Here is an 18,074-nt window from a genome sequence, read left to right on the forward strand (position 1 = left end):
CTGCAGCTGTGATCACCGCTATTCCAATCACTTGCTCTCCATGTTCGACAGGAGGACGTGAAGCATGATTGATGCGCTTTTATTATTTCTGCAAATAATGTTAATTAATATTGTCTTGAGTGGCGATAATGCAGTTGTTATTGCTCTAGCAAGCAAAAATCTGCCGCTTGAACAGCGAAAGCTTGCGATTTGGTGGGGGGCGTTTGGAGCTATCGCCTTACGGTTAGTTTTAACGCTTGTTGCAGTAAGTCTACTCTCCGTTCCGTTTATTCAAGCCGGTGGTTCTATCTTGCTCTTGTGGATAGCCATTAAGCTTCTTACGGATGAAGAGGGGCATTCCAACGTTAAGGAAGCTTCAACGCTTGGTAAAGCGATATGGACCATCATTGTTGCGGATTTCGTCATGAGTCTGGACAATGTTCTAGCGATTGCAGCCAAAGGAAATGGCAATAATACCGTTATCATTTTAGGAATTGGTTTGAGTATTCCGATCATTATATGGGGAAGTACCCTCGTCATGAATTTATTGCAGAAATATCCGATTCTGGTTTTTATCGGGGCAGGGATTCTAGGTTACACGGCTGGGGAAATGTTTGTTAAAGATGAGAAAATGATTGATTGGCTATTGCATGATTATGAGTTTCTACATGTTTGGATCCCTATCATGGCAACCATTGTTGTCGTCGCGGCAGGTGGTATCGCCAAAGGTTTACGGCTGTTTCAATTCAAGACAAGGAATGAATGAATGTTAAGCACACTGACCATAGGTCAGTGTGCTGTTTTTTTTGACCATACCAAAGACCAGAATGACCAGCCATAGATGATTAGGAATAGCACGATTAAGACGGTTGAATATCTATACATAATGGCGTAGCTGCCACTCCAATTGGCAAGTGCTCCAAGTGCTAAAGCGCCCAAGCCAATGCCCAAATCGTTGGCGGAGAAGAACGTACCGTTGGCGGCACCACGCCGCTCAGGGGAAGATCGCTGAATCGTCCAAGCCTGTAGGGCGGGTTGTATTGAACCAAACCCTACGCCATAGCAGAGAGCTGCAATCGCCAGGCTAGCATTGGATTGTGCATACGAAAGCAGCAAGAGTCCACTAATCGTAAATGCCGCGCCAGGCAGCAGTACCCACGCAGGACCTTTGCGATCAAATAGTACACCCGTGATGGGACGGACGAGCAGGACCATACTGGCGTTGCAAAGAAAGAACAAGCCCACATTCGGGATATGGGCTTCTATGCCGTATAAGGTGATGAAGGTAACAATGCCGCCGTAACAAATAGCGGTACAGAGGAGCAACGCAGAAGGGAGAAGTGCGGTCTGTTCCCAAAGGCGATCTACAAATCGAATACGAATGTGAGCTTTTAATGGTGGAAGGGGCTTTGGATATGTAATAAAAAGCGAACTGAATATAGATAACAAGGCAAGTAGGGTTGAGACTAATAAAACATAGGAAAATCCCAAGGATTGCATAACCCATAGACCCGTGAGAGGGCCGACCGCCATGGCTAGGGTATTTGATAACCCGTAATACCCCATGCCTTCACCTCGCCGCTCTGGAGGGATAATATCGGCGATCACAGTTCCCAGAGAAGTCGTCGATAGCCCCCAACCGATCCCATGAACAAAACGTGCTGCTAGAATTAATGTGACTGCAGCGATATAGGAGTATCCGGCAATGGTAAGTGCACATATGGTTAAGCCGACCAGAAGGACATGTTTTCGACCTAATCTGTCTAGCGCTCTTCCAGCAAAGGGGCGTGTAAGAAGAGAGGAGATAGTGAAAATGCCAATGACGAGGCCTACCTGCACGTTGTCCCCACCTAACATTGAAAGATGTGTAGGGATCGTTGGGATAAGCATTTGAAAGCTGAAGAAAAGAAGTAAATTAGCAAGCGAAGTAATCAAAAATGCTTTCGTCCATAGTGGTTTCCTTTGTGTTTTGTTGCCAGTAAAAGTGTGCGCCATGATTCCTCCCCAATTGAACAGCTGACACACGTTGACCGCTATGCAAAAGGCCTCCGTGCGTGCCTTAGTATACCCAGTCAATTGGAATTGAACGCACGGAGAAGTTACGATTAACACCTAGCAATTTCGGGAGAGGTGAGATAAAATAATTGTTGAAAGGTGTCGATTGTGGGTTATCATAACAAGTTTGAGCCTTCACCAGCCTACATTTAAAGGAGGGATTCCCATCGCTAGAAATAGCTACTCCATTGGTATTTTATTTATTGGATTGGCCGTCTTATTGCTGTTAGGTAAGTTGGGATTTTTCCAAGTATTAGTTTCCTTCTTTTGGCCGCTTGTACTTCTCGTACCTGGCTTGTTGTTTCACTTCTTGTATTTCAATCGTAGATTACCAGCAGGCGTGCTTGTCCCTGGCGGCATCTTGACTACTTATGCACTTTTATTTTTCTTTTGCAATATATTTGGATGGAGTTCAATGAGTTATTTATGGCCAGGCTTTATCTTAGGGCCAGCGATCGGTTTATACGAACTTCATTTATTTGAAAGAGGCAGTGATCGCGGCATTTGGATCGCAGCAATGGTATTAGGAGGCGTTTCAGTAGCCCTGTTTGCTTTGACCATCCTAGTGAAATTAGGGATTTATGTAATCGCTTTGATCCTTGTCATTGCTGGACTTTCCATGATTTTCCGAAAGCGGAGATTGTGGTGATCTCGCCTCTTTCCAGTGAAAAGTTTTGAATCCTGTGCCTTTTATCTTGCATAATGTCGAGAAACTGCGTATACTAAGGGTAAATGTCAAGCGTCGGCGCTTATGTCCGACGCTTGTTTTATGAACAGAGACGAAAATTATAGGGTAGAGAGGGTTTGACATTCATGCATGCAAGAGACAAGATTCGCAATATTGCCATCATCGCGCACGTTGACCACGGTAAAACAACACTCGTAGATAAATTGCTTCAACAGTCCGGAACATTCCGCGATAACGAGGCTATTCAAGAAAGAGCAATGGATTCTAATGATCTAGAGAGAGAACGCGGTATTACCATCCTTGCCAAAAATACGGCGATTAACTATAAAGACTATTTGATTAACATTGTAGACACACCAGGACATGCTGACTTCGGTGGAGAAGTTGAACGTATCATGAAAATGGTAGACGGCGTATTGTTGGTTGTTGATGCTTTCGAAGGTACAATGCCACAAACAAAGTTCGTTTTGCGTAAAGCACTTGAAAGCAATCTTTCCCCAGTTGTCGTTGTTAACAAGATTGACCGTCCGAACGCGCGTCCGCAAGAAGTTGTTGACGAAGTTCTTGATTTGTTCATCGAGCTTGGTGCAACTGACGAGCAACTTGATTTCCACGTTGTATATGCATCCGCATTGCAAGGGACTTCAAGCCTTGATCCAGAGAAACAAGATGATAACATGGAAGCTATTTATGAAACAGTCGTACAGCACATTCCAGCTCCAACGGAAGATGTTGAACAACCATTGCAATTCCTTGTTACATTGATGGATTACAATGAATACTTGGGTCGTATCGGCGTAGGCCGTGTGAACCGTGGTAAAATCCGTCAAGGTCAAACGGTTGCCGTTATGACACGTGAAGGCGGACAAAAACAAGCTAGAATCGAAAAACTTTTCGGATTCAGCGGTTTGAAACGTATTGAAATTGAAGAAGCAGCTGCGGGGGACATCATTGCCATTGCAGGTATCAAAGATATTAACATTGGTGAAACAGTAGCAGATCCTACGAACCCAGAAGCTTTGCCAGTCTTGAAAATCGATGAGCCAACGCTTCAAATGACATTTATCGTGAACAACTCGCCATTCGCGGGTCGTGAAGGTAAATGGGTTACTTCCCGTAAAATCCGTGAGCGTCTATACAAAGAGCTTGAAACAGACGTTTCCCTTCGTGTTGAAGATACAGACAGCCCGGATGCATTTATCGTATCTGGCCGCGGTGAGCTTCACTTAGGTATTTTGATCGAAAACATGCGCCGTGAAGGCTTTGAATTACAAGTTTCCAAACCAGAAGTTATCATTCGTCAAATCGACGGACAGAAAATGGAGCCGATTGAGCATTTAATCATCGACGTTCCAGAAGATAGCATGGGTTCCGTTATGGAGAGCTTAGGTTCACGTAAAGCTGAGATGGTCAACATGATTAACAACGGCAGCGGTAACGTTCGTTTAGAGTTCAAAATCCCAGCACGCGGTTTGATCGGTTACAGAACGAACTTCTTGACACTAACGCGTGGTTACGGAATTATGAACCATGCATTCGACAGCTACGGCCCTTACCAAGGAGCTGGCGTTGGCGGACGTCATGAAGGCGTACTTGTATCCAGCGAATCTGGTGTATCCACACTTTACGGAATTCTTTCTGTCGAAGATCGCGGTATCTTGTTCGTACATCCACAAACAGAAGTTTACGAAGGCATGGTTGTTGGTGAGCATACACGTGATAATGATATCATCGTTAACATCTGTAAAGAAAAAGCAGTAAACAACATCCGTTCCGCGAACAAAGAAGAAACAGTGAAAATGAAAACACCTCGTTCGTACTCTTTGGAGCAAGCACTTGAGTATCTGAACGATGATGAGTATTGTGAAATCACACCGAAATCTGTTCGTATCCGTAAAAAGATCTTGAACAAGAGCGAGCGCGAGCGTGCTGAGAAGAACCGCAAAATGGCTGAAGCTAACGCATAATTCACAAAGTATTCGAATAAAGGGAAATGTCGGCTTTCCAGCCGCATTTCCCTTTATTTTATTGCGATTTTAAGGGATAATGAAGAATGACTCATCTTAGGTGACTTAACTTAATTAATGAAATGGAGTGTATATTCGTTGACTGCCTTGAATGAATGGTTTGCTAATCACCTCTTTATCACGTATCTATTAATCTTTGTGTTCATGTCCTATGTGTATAATAAAGTGTTTCGTACGCGCAAATTGCCTGTCCTCAAAACTGCGCTTATTTATGTGCTGCTAGCGATTGGATCTGTCATGTTGCTCGTATTTCAAATTGTAGGGCTGCCTATCGTTCTTTGTTTGGCTGTGGCTATTTCACTCATGTTTATGGTGAGAATTCGCTATTTTATCGAAAAAAGAACGGGAAAACGACCTACATCATAGTTAGGAGCTATAGCTTATGACCCTATACTGGATTACGCCTATTCTCAGTTATTCGCCGCTTGTCCTAGGCGCAGAGCGAATCATGTGTCAGCCAGATGCCGAATTTGAAGCATTTCGTCAGCTTGCTGGCCGGCAACACCCCAGATTACTTGCGATGTTCAAATCCAGTTTGCTGCTGAGCGATGAGGAAGAAATGTGTGGGTCAGAGCTCGTAGAATTAGATTTAACGCATGAAGGTGATATTGTGTTTGATGGCGAACCTTTTCATCTTTCCCATTGCGCAGAAGCCTTTCTGGACCGTTTGTTGAATAAGCGAGAGACTAAGGCTTTGGTCATGGCGATGGATGAACAAAAGGAAGTTTGCTATGAAATGCATGAAGGTTGGATAAAGCAGTGGTTAACATGGATGGATGCGGGATATGATATCGTTCTACTAAGAGAGGATGGACGCTTTCGATGAAACTAGGGGATGCTTTTTTCAATTGGTTGCAAATGCATATTGTGTCGGAGGCTCGTCCTTCAGATGAAGCGGCGAAAGAAACGTTGGATTTTTTCGCACTTATTTTAGTTGAAGATCATGGGATTAGTAAGCTAGAAGTACTGTCAATTGAGGATCCGATGAAAGTTTGGATTGGCTACGAACAAGAAGGGGAATATCATAAACATTGTTTCGATCGCGAGAGTGTGGAAAAGCTGTTGGATGATATTAACTCGAATCCGATTTACAATAATCAGTAGTCGTTTAACGCTGTGAACGACAAAATGATTTACGGACATATCTTTAATAAATCAACGTACACTAAATGTATATCTGGGCAATAAAGGAGTGCCCGCTTAATTGAAAATAGATACATAATGGTGGAACGCTTGGCACTCGCTATGCTATACTGTAAGTGTAAGGAGCGTTTTCAACCACCTAGTAGGAGGCGCAAACGATATGGCTGAACTTCAAACAGCTGCACCGATGCAATGGATAGATAGCGCCCACATGATCATTCAAGCTGAATATGCGAAAGCTTGTGAGAGCCGAGTTGCCCTTTTTCCCCTCGGTCAAGTTTTTGATGCGATAAAAAAAGCCTAGATCTGCGTATGCAGTCAGGCTTTTTGTCATCTTCAGTGATTTAACGGGTTGGAACCTGCGGGCTATTCCCATTAGGGCCTGCATTATCGATATCCGGATCATTGCGAATATCACGGGGCAGTTGAGGCATTACACGACCAACAATATCAGCCATTTGTTCTGCAAAGCCTGTGATCGGTCTTCCTGCTTGAATGTTATCCCTGATGTTGCGCAAGCGTTGATCTAGATCCATATCCGCAGTGACGATCGCATTCACGCCGTAAGGATCCTTCTTCAGAGCCTCCGCAACCGAGTATTTCACGGTTCCGACTTTGGCGCGATCAAGCTCCTTCTTAAGGTTAATGCCTACGACTGCTGTATTGCCAAAGACCACGCAATGCGCGCTTTCGACTTGAGGGATACCCAATGCTAGGTTTTCCAAATGCGCTGCAACTGCTTTAGAATCTTTGATTTCAAGCTTTTGCGGAGCAATTTGTTGAACTTTTACTTGTCTTTGATTCGTATCTTGAGAGGGGGCACCACTTTTCGGCGCTTGACTGCAGCCTACCGCGAGGATCAATATCAGTCCGTATACGTATATTAGTCTCACCAGAATCGTTCCCTTCTTTCCTTGAATCTCGCGTTTAGTTTGTCCTGTACGGTTAGGTTGTATGTACGAATATAACCAATGATCTAACGCCAAATCTGGGAGGGGACACACCAATGAAAAAAATTTACGTGTTAGATACCAATGTACTGCTTCAGGACCCTAATGCTTTATTCGCATTTGAAGATAATGAAGTGGTCATACCCGCCGTGGTGTTGGAAGAAATCGATTCTAAGAAACGAAATGCGGATGAAATCGGTCGCAATGCTAGACATGTTTCGAGGTTGCTAGACGGACTAAGAGCCAAAGGTAATTTATCCGATGGCATCACACTTGGACATGGCGGCAGCATTAAAGTGGAACTCAATCATCGCAGCTTTGCGAAGCTGCAAGATACGTTTGCTGAATTAACCAACGATAATCGCATTCTAGCGGTTGCATTGAACTACCATCTGGAAGAGCAAGAGAATGACGAGGCTCGACCTGTTGTTATCGTTAGTAAGGATACATTGGTCCGAATTAAGGCGGATGTACTTGGTATTCCGGCACAGGATTATTTAACAGATCGGATTGTAGCTCAAACCGACATGTACACCGGCTATATCACACTCTTTGTTCATCCTTCCATCATTGATGAATTTTATTCGTATCGCTTCTTGACCGTTACTTCACTCAATCTAAGCTATATGCTGCATCCTCACGAATTTGTGATTCTGCGTGATGAGCTCGGTTCTTCCAAGTCTGCATTGCTCAAAGTTACACCAGATGCCAAAAAGCTTGAGCCGCTTTACATGAGTAATGATCCCATCTGGGGAATTGCCGCGCGGAATGCGCAGCAGCGAATGGCTCTTGAGCTTCTGCTCAATGACGATATCCCGCTCGTCACCCTAACTGGGAAAGCGGGTACAGGTAAAACGCTGCTTACGTTAGCTGCGGGGCTCATGAAAATTGAGGATGATCGTAAGTACAAGAAGTTGCTGATTGCTCGTCCGGTCGTCCCGATGGGCAAGGATATTGGTTACCTGCCTGGTGAAAAAGATGAAAAGCTGCGCCCTTGGATGCAGCCGATCTATGATAATTTGGAATATTTATTTGATACCAAAAAACCAGGTGATATTGAAAAAATACTAGCTGGTCTAGGCAGTATTCAAGTAGAAGCGTTAACTTATATCCGTGGCCGGTCTATTCCTGGGCAATTTATTATCATTGATGAAGCCCAGAATCTTTCTAAGCACGAAGTGAAAACCATCGTATCACGCGTTGGAGAGGGCAGTAAAATCGTTCTCCTAGGGGATCCGGATCAAATTGATCATCCCTACCTAGACGCTTCGAGCAATGGGCTTACGTATGTGGTAGAACGCTTTAAACAGGAAGGGATTAGTGGACATATCACGCTTGAGCGCGGCGAACGCTCGCACCTGGCCCAATTGGCTGCTGATCTGCTATGAAATAAGAAAAGCCCACATCGGCCGATGTGGGCTTTTTGCTGTGTTAGCGCAATATTTCTATGCTGCAGCGATAAGCTTTGGCAATGCCATGCATGAGCTCTTCGAGCTGTCGATCAACCACGTAGACATCGTGTTCTCCGTCCTTGTACTGCGCGATGAGGTGCTCTTCAACCTGGCGTGCAGCTTGATCGACTTCCGCAGACGGACTGTTGGCAGTGAACCGGAAAGGGATCACGATTTTATCATACAAATAGTTGCGGTCAGCGCGGCTTGTAAAACCGTAGTCACTAAATAGATCTGTCAATTCTGCTTCATCATCAAGCAAACGCAAGTCCATCAGCGTTGTTTCAATGTTGAATTGTGCCATTACCGCAAGAACGGCGCGTTGTTGCTCTTCGTTACTAACAATCAGCAATTCTTTATCGCGATCGAATAATTCGACCTTACCTGCGAGTGCTTTTACGATTTGAGCATAAAAGCCAGGTATTTTTCCGTCAGGCAGATCCATCATCAGACCTATTTTGAATTCCATTTTGTTATTCCTCACTTTTCCATGCATTATCCCTACTAGTTTACAGAGATAATTTAAGTTTCACAACTGCCACACCTTTTTTGGTCTCGACACTAAGGACGTCGAGGAAGCTGGCCACTTTTTTCGGAATAAAGCCCAGTTGGAATTCTTTCGTAAAGTCTTCGATGGTGGTGTCTGGCAGCTTGAATTCATTGAATTCTAAATCATCGACGACGAATCGAACTTCATTCATTCCATCTGTGGTGGTAAGCAGGGTGAAGTTTCCGGAGATCGCAATCTGCAATCCGCCTTTTTTGCCTGTTGCCACCATAGAACCATCGTTGAATTCAAAATTCAGCGATTGCAGCAGCTCGCTTTTAGAATGAAGATAGGCATTGAAATCTGCATCCGTCAGGCTGATGATAGGTGTTTTGGAAGTGAAATTGATATATTTGGTGTCTTTCATTAGGAATTGCGGCAAATCATGGAACGCCATAGATAAATGGTCCAAGTAGTCCCTCGCCAGAGGCAAGCCTTCTTGCTTCCATTGATCATTTAAACTCTTAATTTGGCTCGCTATGACCTGAGCTTGCGCACTGACAGCTAATTGTTTGTCCAACTCTTCTTGAAGCTTAACGAGTCTTTCACGCTGCTGTAGAAATTTCTCTTTGGTAACTTGCAGCTCTGTCCGAGAATTGGCTAGTTCCGTTTGCAGCTTAGTGAGCTGCTCAAATGAATCCGTGAACTTCGCGAGTGAGCGATGGTCATTCGTGATTATCATTTGTAAATATTCGAACATGCGCAAGACATCGGTGAAAGAATTGGCCGCAAAGAGCAGCATCCAGATCGAATCGCGATCGCCTGTATAGTAAGCTCTTAATACTTTACCTGCATGCTTACGAGTCGACTCAACGTTGCCGCTCTGTTTCACGATATCTTGTTCGTTCTGTTTGATTTGATCACCAATTTTGGCATCCTGATCGTTAAGCCGAGCAACTTCTTTATCAATCTCAAAAATAGTTAGACCTTTCTGGAGCAACTCTTTGGCTTCGTCTTGTGGAGATTTGGTTTCTTCAGCCAATGCGGCTCTGTAAGGCAATGTGAGTAGTGTAAGCAAAACAATGGATAACAGCAGCGCTGTGAGTTTCTTAGCATTCATTGATGGTATTCTCCCCCTATGAATAGATTATCATATTTCTATTAAATGAAGCACAAAAAAATACTTACCTTTGGGGAAAGGTAAGTATTAGACCTTGTTCCTATTTTTTAGATGAAGGTGTTAACAGCTTGAGAATATCATCAAAACTCTTTACTTTAGAAGGAATTTCTTTGGTTAGAGGTGCATTTTGATTGATCGCATCAAAGGTTTGATGAAGTTCAATATGATTATCGAGGGCTTTACCATCTATCGTCACTGTGAATGTAATATCCAAGGCCTGATCGCGAATAAACCCCTGGTCATCAATCGCAATCTTCATGCTGCTTGGCACCTTAAGTGCAATGGAGGCTGCGCCATTTTTCTTGAGTGCATCTGCTTTATCCCCTGAAATAAGGCCATTCGTTTGTAATGTGCCAATGAAATCAGGCAGCTTGGCTTGAAGTTGTGTGTTGACATCTTTGACATTTTTCGTTGTCAGATCAACTTGAATAGATTTTGCTGAAGTACCGTCAGCTAGTTTAATCGGATCTTTAGCTTGTTTGAACCATTTGGCATCCATACCTTCAAAAATTAATTTTGTAAGTGCCGTTGTAACTTGAGGCGTATTTTTTAAAGTGTCCGCTTTAAGTGGACTGGCTGTGGTTCCGTTCATTTTTTGCAAATCAATCGCGTAAAACTCGTCTGCCGTCTTATTTAAGGCTGGCATATTAAAATACAATTTGCTATCTTTAATGAGAATTGGCAAATCGATAGGGGATGTTGAGCCCTTAGGCGTTATACGTAAGTCTGTTTGATATTGGAGTGGATCTAGCTGGCTGATGCCCTTCCACGTAATCGTGCTCTCTCTGATTAAAGATAGCAAACCATTGGTAAGCGGGTTAGCTGATTTCATTAAACCATCCGAAATAGCGAGAGTTGTACTTCCCTCAAACGTATAAGATTTCATTTCTGATTGTTTGTTAACGGATTGTTGAAACGCTTCTTTAACTTGCGTGTTATCCGTACATGCAGTCAAGGAGACTAGGCTGATTGCTGTTATTGCTGTTAAGGTCATCCATTTCTTAGTCATGCTGGGCTGTCTCTCCTTCCATAATCCTTTATCATTATAAGGGTTTCCTATTCATTTGTCTGTAAGTAAAGAACTGGGGGGGTTAGTTATTGTGAATCAACTAGGTCACACAGGTGTAATAACAGCGTTAAAAGAGCGAATTAATTCAACGGTGAATCAACGAATTACTTTTCGAGACTATATGGAAATATGCTTATATCGGGATCCTGGCGGTTATTACCGCAAAGAACAAATAAAAATAGGGAAGCAAGGGGATTTCTATACGAGCTCGTCCATTGGCACTATCATGGGTGAAATGGTTGCTGCCTTCCTATTAAAACAACTTCATGGTGAGGCTAGTCAGTCATCATGTATTGAAGTGGTTGAATGGGGAGGGGGGAATGGACGTATGGCCCTCCATGTCCTGAATGAATTACGACAGTCTAACCCTGATATCTATAACCGAGTCACGTATACCTTAATTGAATCGAGCGCTTTCCATCGCCAGTTGCAAAGAGAAATGCTGATCGAACATGTGGAACGAATTCGTTTTATGGAAGAAGCGGCATGGTTAAGTGAGGGGCCGGCAGAAATGGTCTATGTTTTAGCCAATGAACTGCTGGATGCATTTCCGATTCACCGAATTCAATACAAGGACCAAGCGTTCCTAGAATCCTACGTTCACTGGCAGGAGGAAGAACCGAATTTCCAAGAAATCTGGTTGCCTCTTGAGTCAGGACGCATATTAGACTATCTGAACACACTAGAAGTTCAATGGCAGGACGGGCAGATTAGTGAAATGAATCTAGAAGCTGTAGATTGGTATGATCGACTTGCAGGACGAATCGTAAGCGGCTGCGTCATTGCTATTGATTATGGTGACGTAGCGGAGGAGTTATATGCCTCTCATCGGCATCAGGGGACATTGATGTGCTATCGTAACCACGAAGCGCATGGTAACCCCTTCATCAACCAAGGTGAGCAGGATATCACAGCTCATGTCAATTTTAGTTTATGTCAAGCTGCCGCGGTTTCCAGTGGATTTGAACCCTACCTGCTGCAGACGCAGCGTCAGTTCTTAGTGGAGCAGGGCATTTTGGAGCAGCTGCAAAATCATTTTGATCCGAATCCTTTTAGCGAAGTATCAAAAAGGAATCGTTCGATTCGACAATTGCTGCTTAGCGACGGAATGAGCGAATTGTTTAAAGTGTTTATCGCAATTAAAAAAGGTGAATCGGCATAAATGCCGATTCACCTTTTCGTTTGTCGTTTGTCTTAGATGGACATTTTGAAAAATGACCAATACGTAAATCCGCTGAAAGAGATAATCATATATCCCCAGAACAACAATATGTAGGTACGTTCTGACAAGCGCATATAGCCTAGAATGACGAATACGGCAGTTTGAAAAAAGAAAATCAGAGACATAGGTATCATATCGCCAGCTAAGCTCATTAGTGCGATAACAAGTGTCCAAAAACCTAGAACCCGAAACATGCGATCCATTCTCGTTACATCCCCCTCTCGTACCACGTTGCACTTTAACTACAACACATTATACCGTTTGATCCAAGTGGTGTAAACCGTCAAACGGTGACGAAATTCAAAACATTTCATCATATAGTCGTAGTATTCCTTTTTATACGAATCCCATGTATGAGTGTCAAAAAATTTGGCAATACCATTTAGTATCAAATAGATTCTATGAACTCTAGTACGGGCATAGAAATAGTAATAATGGCAACGAATCAATTAATACCTGTCTGACTAATTGATTCTTCTTTATGATGTATCCGCGGGTAGGAGAGAATTTGATCAGGGAATCGAAGCTCCCAAAAAGAAGAGACTTTGCTCTCCGACCAAAGATCCCTATATTATGTTAGGAGGTTTGGCCTTATGTCGGCAATAAGACAAGATGCATGGAGCGATGAAGACGACTTAATTTTAGCGGAGTTGACATTACGTCATATCCGAGAAGGAAGTACACAATTATCTGCGTTTGAAGAAGTTGGGGAGCGCATTGGACGTACTGCGGCTGCATGTGGGTTTCGTTGGAACAGCTTTGTTAGAAAGAAGTATGAAGCAGCCATTCAAATTGCAAAAGCGCAACGTCAGAAGCGTACACAGATGAAAAAGCACGCACCTGTTTCCATTTCCGGATCATCTTCAATTGGTTTACTTGATAGTCCAGAGGTATCCACGGGTAAAAATGAAGTATTTACAGAAGAAACGCTCTCTATAGATGCGGTAATTCGTTTCTTGCGGCAATGGCGCAGCACCTATCAGGATATGAATCGTCATATTAAAACGTTAGAAAAAGAACTGCAGGATAAAGAGGACGAACTCGATAGACTTGGCAGAGAAAATAATAAGTTAAATAAACAAGTAAATGAAGTTGAAACCGATTATCGTGTTGTGAATGATGATTATAAAGCGCTTATTCAAATTATGGATCGTGCTCGGAAAATGGCCTTTTTAGTTGAAGAAGAGGAAGAAGAGAAGCCGCGATTCAAAATGGATGCCAACGGTAATTTGGAAAGAGTAGAGTAAGGGAAGCAAAGCCACCGATCAAGGGGAACCTTGGTATGTGGCTTTTTTGCTGTATAATATAAGTTACATGAATCAAAGGGTGGTTATGGCATGCATATTATGGTTGTTGGAGCGGGCTCGCTAGGGCTTCTTTTTGCCGCTAAACTTGCGTCTCAATGTTCGCAGTTAACGATGGTAACTAGGACTACGGAACAAGCCAGTGAATTGGCTGAGCAAGGGATTAAGTTAGAAGGGGAAGCGTCGCAAACAGCGAAGTCCACGAAATCAATCGTATATAGCAGCTATCTCGAGGAAACAAGGGAGGACATCATCCCGAATGAGCGGCAAGTCGATTATATATTTCTGATGGTGAAACAAACTGCGATTACTGATGAACTTGTCACCTATCTTCGTCATCAAATGACAGATCAGACCTTTCTCGTTTGTTTTCAAAATGGGATTGGACATGAACAAAAACTAAGCCAAGCTATCGCATACGATAAGCTATTATTTGCCGTTACAACAGAGGGGGCCAAACGAAATGGGCTTCATTCGGTCCGTCATACAGGGCGGGGAATCACCTATTTTGGGGTTATAGAATCAAATAAGCAGCTTACTCCAAATAACCAACATATTTTTTTCGTGCAGATGTTGAAATCAGCAGGATTTCGTGCAGAATTGTCGAACAACATGGAAGTCAGAATTTGGAGCAAATTAGTCATCAATGTTGTCATCAACCCGTTAACTGCCATTCTACGTGTGCCTAATGGTGATTTGCTTCGTTCTGAATGGAGTCGTTCCCTTATGCAAGATCTATATGAAGAAGCACTCAAATTGGCGAATCTCAAGAGGATTGCGCTGCCAGATAAGCTCTGGGACACAATTCTAACGGTGTGTGAAGAGACGAAAACGAATCATTCTTCCATGTTGCAGGATATTGAAGCTGCGCGACAGACGGAAATTGATTATTTAAATGGTAGATTAGTAAAGGTGGCTGAAGAATGGGATCTGGTGCTCCCCACGCATGACATGGTGTATAGAATGATAAAAGCGATAGAAAATTAAGAGGTGACTCTTCTTGCTGAATGGATTCGTTAGTCTATTATCTACCTTATATGCAGTGCTGGCTGTGGCGCCATATCTAACATTCGCTCTATTTTGGTTTATCATCTTTCTGATTCTCAAGGATAAAAAGATGACCACGAGGTTTACTATGGATATTACAACCTTGTTTCTACTAGGATCTGTGTCCTTAATGTGGAACAAGCTTTTTCATACGCAATTTGGTTTCTGGTTAATTGTTCTTATCTTGTTAATTGCCTTTGGTATTATTGGAGGTTATCAAAATCACTTGAAGGGGGAGACTAATTTAATCAAAGTAGGCAGGCTTGTATGGCGTCTTAGCTTTGTGGGATTATCGGCCCTTTACATTCTGTTGTTTGTTGTGCATATCGGCAAAAACTACCTTTTTTCGACATAGTTCACATAGAATGGAACTGAATTTACCTAACATTGGATATTTTGGGGAATAAATTAGTGTTTCTTTGTAATATTTCTTTGAGATTTGTAGAAAATAACAAACAAAATCGTCTAGATTTTATTGACCGATGGTTGTATAATTAAAAACCGTGAGAGTAAATTTTTTTACTAGTTATTTAGTCGCAGGTAAATTAATTGTGGACAAACTCATTGTATATGTTATAATTCCTTGCGTAGACTCTAGTAATTTTTTTTACCAGAGGTTCAAGTGATATAACATGACATTAAAGAAACGGTTTCATTGGTCTCCGGGTTAAAGGTGTAAGGTTTATGTGAATAAAGCTGACAAAACACCTAACCATAGATGTCTAGACATACATATTTTAAAGGAGGAGTTAATATGAAAGCGACAAAATGGGTTACTACAGCAGTAGCATTAACGCTTATGGGTAGCGTAGCAGTAGGTTGTGGCAAAAGCGAAGAAACACCAGCGGTATCTCCAACAGATGGTACTAAAGGTACAACTGCTCCAGCAGCTTCTAACAAACCTCAAGAAATTAAAATTAATTTCTCTGCTGAGCCTCCAATTATGGACAGCTCCAAAGCAACTGCAAATGCTGCTTTTACTTTTATTAGCGCATTTAACGAAGGTCTGTATCGTACAGATAAAGACGGTAAAGCAGTAGCTGGTCTTGCAAAAGATATGCCTAAGATTTCTCCTGATGGTTTGACGTACACGATCGATATTCGTGATAACGCGAACTGGTCTGACGGACAACCAGTAAAAGCACAAGATTTCGTTTATTCTTTCAAACGTACATTAGATCCTGCTACAAAAGGGCAATATAGCTTCGTAGTGGCTTGGATAAAAGGTGGAGAAGCTGTAACTAAAGCGAAAACTCCTGAAGATGTTAAAAAAGCACAAGACGCACTAGGTGTTAAAGCAATCAACGACAAGCAAATCGAAATTAAACTAGAAAAACCAGTTGCTTTCTTTACGCAAATGCTTGCGTTTGGTACTTTCTTACCACAACGTGAAGATTTCGTAACAAAAGCTGGCGACAAATATGGCGCAGAAGCTGACAAAGTTATTGGTGCTGGACCGTTCATTTTGAGCAAATGGGATCATGGCCAAACACTTGAGCTTGTGAAAAACGAAAAATATTGGGATGCTGCTAATGTGAAATTAACAAAAGCAACGATCAATATCGTTAAAGACACAAATACAGGACTTAACCTATATGAAACAGACGCGGCTGATTTGACTGAAATCAACCGTGACCAATTAACTTTGTACAAAGGTAAACCAGACAACCTGCCTAAACCAGAGTTGACGAACTCATACCTGATGTATCAAGTGAAAAAACAACCAGCTCTTGCTAACAAAAAGATCCGTCAAGCGCTTGGTATGGCAATCGATCGTCAAGCTTATGTAGATACAGTACTTGCTAATGGTTCCGTAGCTTCCACTGGTCTAGTACCAGGTGGTACTTCTGACGGTGCTGGCGGCGAATTCCGTAAAACAGCTGGCGACACACAACCGAAGTTTGATGCTGCTAAAGCAAAAACTTTGCTTGCTGAAGGTTTGGCTGAGCTTGGTCTGAAAGAACTTCCAAAAATGAAAGTGAACGCGGATGATACAGAAACTGCGAAAAAATCACTTGAGTTTATCCTTGCACAATGGAAACAAAACCTTAACTACGTAGCTGAAGCGAACCCAGTTCCTCACGCATTGCGTATCGAGCTTTCCTCCAAAAAAGATTTCGACATCGTTCTTTCCCTATGGGGCGCAGATTACAACGATCCTATGACGTTCTTGGATATGTGGGTAACTGGCGGCGAGTTTGACGAAGGCGACTACAGCAACCCTGAGTACGATAAACTTGTAAAAGGTGCTCAAACAGAAACAGACGTTACAAAACGTGCTAAAGCTTTGGTCGATGCTGAGAAAATCCTTATGGATGATCAAGGTGTAGCGCCATTGTACTTCCGTACACGTGCTTACTTGAAAAAACCAACAATTAACGGTTTGATTCTTCCTTCGTTTGGACAAGAGTGGGAATTGAAATGGGCTTCCGTTGGTAAGTAATCTTCATGTAGTTTAAGCAGAAGGGGCCGTTCGCACCTCGTGGGAGCGGCCCCTTCTAAGTTTCTTGTTTTATATTTTAATAAAGGAGGAGCAATATGATTAAGTTCATTCTTCGCCGTTTCCTATATGCGCTTATTACATTATGGCTAATTGCAACATTCACGTTCGTCTTGATGAAAAATTTGCCAGGTAATCCTTTAGGAGAAGGCGCTGAGAAGATCCCGAAAGCTACGAGAGATATGTTGTTGAAGCAATATGGTCTTGATAAGCCGTTGTGGCAACAGTACCTAACATTCATGAACAATATCATTCATGGTGATCTAGGAGCTTCCTTTCAATTCCCAGCTCACAAAGTAACAGATATTATCAAACAAGCTTTCCCTTCATCCTTAGAACTTGGATTAATTTCAATTGCAATCGCAATTGTTGTTGGTTTGACTTTAGGGATTATTGCGGCCTTAAAACATAACAAAGCCGGCGATTACACAGCGATGTTCATTGCGATTTTGGGTGTTTCCATTCCATCTTTCGTGCTTGGACCGATGCTTTCTTATTATGTTGGTGTTAAGTGGGGAATTCTTCCTGCAGGTCTTTGGAAAGGTCCAGAGTACAAGGTTTTACCAGCTATTGCGTTGTCATTCGGTACAATTGCGATTTTGGCTCGTTTAATGAGAACGTCTATGTTGGATGTTTTGAATCAAGACTATATTAAAACTGCGAAATCAAAAGGTTTATCAACGATAACAGTTGTAGTTAAGCATACAATTCGTAACGCGATATTACCGGTTATTACGATAATTGGCCCAATATTTGTAAACGTCATCACAGGTACGTTAGTTGTTGAACAAATTTTTAGTGTGCCAGGTTTAGGGAAACACTTTGTATCATCTGTATACTCGAATGATTATACGATGATTTCTGGATTAACTATCTTTTACTCAGCAATTTTGATTGTCGTTATCTTTATTACTGACGTTGTATATGGCTTAGTAGACCCTAGAATTCGTCTTGGGAAAGGCGGGAAATAGT

20 protein-coding genes are annotated in these 18,074 nt (G+C 42.5%); 14 read left to right on the forward strand and 6 right to left on the reverse strand.

Translation table 11 applies throughout. From position 1 onward, the window contains the following. Positions 1-64: 64 nt before the first annotated feature. Positions 65-745 (forward strand): TerC family protein, encoded by a 681-nt coding sequence (locus J2736_RS12475; protein ID WP_310226961.1) that lies wholly within the window; start codon positions 65-67, stop codon positions 743-745. Between the two features lie 23 nt (positions 746-768). On the opposite strand, the gene J2736_RS12480 is transcribed toward J2736_RS12475, so the two are convergent. After that, on the reverse strand, positions 769-1,974 hold the full coding sequence (locus J2736_RS12480; protein WP_310226963.1) for an MFS transporter: 1,206 nt from the start codon (positions 1,972-1,974) through the stop codon (positions 769-771). A 166-nt stretch (positions 1,975-2,140) separates the two neighbouring features. Here J2736_RS12480 and J2736_RS12485 point away from each other — a divergent pair, with 166 nt between their 5' ends. The 6 genes from J2736_RS12485 to J2736_RS12510 all read left to right on the forward strand — a co-directional run bounded on the left by J2736_RS12485 (position 2,141) and on the right by J2736_RS12510 (position 6,196). After that, positions 2,141-2,683: a hypothetical protein gene (locus tag J2736_RS12485; RefSeq protein ID WP_310226965.1), complete on the forward strand. Its 543-nt coding sequence runs from the start codon at positions 2,141-2,143 to the stop codon at positions 2,681-2,683. A gap of 164 nt (positions 2,684-2,847) precedes the next feature. Continuing rightward, positions 2,848-4,689 carry a translational GTPase TypA gene (gene typA / locus J2736_RS12490; protein WP_310226967.1) on the forward strand — a complete coding sequence of 614 codons (1,842 nt, stop codon included), beginning with the start codon at positions 2,848-2,850 and terminating at the stop codon, positions 4,687-4,689. A gap of 147 nt (positions 4,690-4,836) precedes the next feature. Continuing rightward, entirely contained in the window at positions 4,837-5,115 is a 279-nt protein-coding gene (locus tag J2736_RS12495; RefSeq protein WP_310499112.1) for a YlaH-like family protein, read from the forward strand. Between the two features lie 16 nt (positions 5,116-5,131). Beyond that, positions 5,132-5,575, forward strand: coding sequence for a hypothetical protein (locus J2736_RS12500; protein ID WP_310226969.1), 444 nt, complete (start codon positions 5,132-5,134; stop codon positions 5,573-5,575). After that, a complete protein-coding gene (locus J2736_RS12505; protein WP_310226971.1) occupies positions 5,572-5,853 on the forward strand; it encodes a hypothetical protein in 282 nt (93 codons plus the stop codon). The genes J2736_RS12500 and J2736_RS12505 overlap by 4 nt, the downstream gene beginning before the upstream one ends. A 199-nt stretch (positions 5,854-6,052) precedes the next feature. Continuing rightward, positions 6,053-6,196: a hypothetical protein gene (locus tag J2736_RS12510; protein ID WP_310226973.1), complete on the forward strand. Its 144-nt coding sequence runs from the start codon at positions 6,053-6,055 to the stop codon at positions 6,194-6,196. A gap of 40 nt (positions 6,197-6,236) precedes the next feature. Here the strand turns inward: J2736_RS12510 and J2736_RS12515 are convergent, their stop codons facing one another. Next, entirely contained in the window at positions 6,237-6,785 is a 549-nt protein-coding gene (locus J2736_RS12515) for a YhcN/YlaJ family sporulation lipoprotein (protein ID WP_397340575.1), read from the reverse strand. Between the two features lie 113 nt (positions 6,786-6,898). On the opposite strand from J2736_RS12515, the gene J2736_RS12520 reads away from it, so the two are divergent. Then, the gene (locus J2736_RS12520) at positions 6,899-8,230 is read left to right on the forward strand and encodes a PhoH family protein (RefSeq protein WP_310226975.1); all 1,332 of its coding nucleotides are present in this window, start codon (positions 6,899-6,901) and stop codon (positions 8,228-8,230) included. Positions 8,231-8,273: 43 nt separating this feature from the next. Here J2736_RS12520 and J2736_RS12525 read toward each other — a convergent pair whose 3' ends face one another. The 3 genes from J2736_RS12525 to J2736_RS12535 all read right to left on the reverse strand — a co-directional run bounded on the left by J2736_RS12525 (position 8,274) and on the right by J2736_RS12535 (position 10,969). Next, entirely contained in the window at positions 8,274-8,777 is a 504-nt protein-coding gene (locus J2736_RS12525) for a hypothetical protein (RefSeq protein WP_310226976.1), read from the reverse strand. Between the two features lie 25 nt (positions 8,778-8,802). Continuing rightward, a complete protein-coding gene (locus J2736_RS12530) occupies positions 8,803-9,900 on the reverse strand; it encodes a hypothetical protein (protein WP_310226978.1) in 1,098 nt (365 codons plus the stop codon). 100 nt (positions 9,901-10,000) lie between these two features. Next, positions 10,001-10,969, reverse strand: a complete 969-nt coding sequence (locus J2736_RS12535) for a hypothetical protein (RefSeq protein WP_310226979.1) — start codon at positions 10,967-10,969, stop codon at positions 10,001-10,003. 91 nt (positions 10,970-11,060) lie between these two features. Between J2736_RS12535 and J2736_RS12540 the strand changes: the two genes are divergently transcribed. Beyond that, positions 11,061-12,191, forward strand: coding sequence for a class I SAM-dependent methyltransferase (locus tag J2736_RS12540; RefSeq protein WP_310226981.1), 1,131 nt, complete (start codon positions 11,061-11,063; stop codon positions 12,189-12,191). 32 nt (positions 12,192-12,223) lie between these two features. Here J2736_RS12540 and J2736_RS12545 read toward each other — a convergent pair whose 3' ends face one another. Next, on the reverse strand, positions 12,224-12,454 hold the full coding sequence (locus J2736_RS12545) for a DUF2626 domain-containing protein (protein WP_028558057.1): 231 nt from the start codon (positions 12,452-12,454) through the stop codon (positions 12,224-12,226). 390 nt (positions 12,455-12,844) lie between these two features. Here J2736_RS12545 and J2736_RS12550 point away from each other — a divergent pair, with 390 nt between their 5' ends. The 5 genes from J2736_RS12550 to J2736_RS12570 all read left to right on the forward strand — a co-directional run bounded on the left by J2736_RS12550 (position 12,845) and on the right by J2736_RS12570 (position 18,073). Continuing rightward, positions 12,845-13,498, forward strand: a complete 654-nt coding sequence (locus J2736_RS12550; RefSeq protein WP_310226983.1) for an RsfA family transcriptional regulator — start codon at positions 12,845-12,847, stop codon at positions 13,496-13,498. A gap of 90 nt (positions 13,499-13,588) precedes the next feature. Further along, positions 13,589-14,542, forward strand: a complete 954-nt coding sequence (locus tag J2736_RS12555) for a ketopantoate reductase family protein (RefSeq protein ID WP_310226985.1) — start codon at positions 13,589-13,591, stop codon at positions 14,540-14,542. 13 nt (positions 14,543-14,555) lie between these two features. Then, positions 14,556-14,957, forward strand: a complete 402-nt coding sequence (locus J2736_RS12560) for a DUF3397 family protein (RefSeq protein WP_310226986.1) — start codon at positions 14,556-14,558, stop codon at positions 14,955-14,957. 399 nt (positions 14,958-15,356) lie between these two features. Further along, a complete protein-coding gene (locus J2736_RS12565; RefSeq protein WP_310226988.1) occupies positions 15,357-17,045 on the forward strand; it encodes a peptide ABC transporter substrate-binding protein in 1,689 nt (562 codons plus the stop codon). Between the two features lie 95 nt (positions 17,046-17,140). Beyond that, entirely contained in the window at positions 17,141-18,073 is a 933-nt protein-coding gene (locus J2736_RS12570; RefSeq protein WP_310226990.1) for an ABC transporter permease, read from the forward strand. Position 18,074: the final 1 nt, after the last annotated feature.

Origin of the sequence: Paenibacillus qinlingensis, assembly GCF_031455095.1 — a bacterium.
GTDB classification, from domain to species: domain Bacteria; phylum Bacillota; class Bacilli; order Paenibacillales; family NBRC-103111; genus Paenibacillus_E; species Paenibacillus_E qinlingensis_A.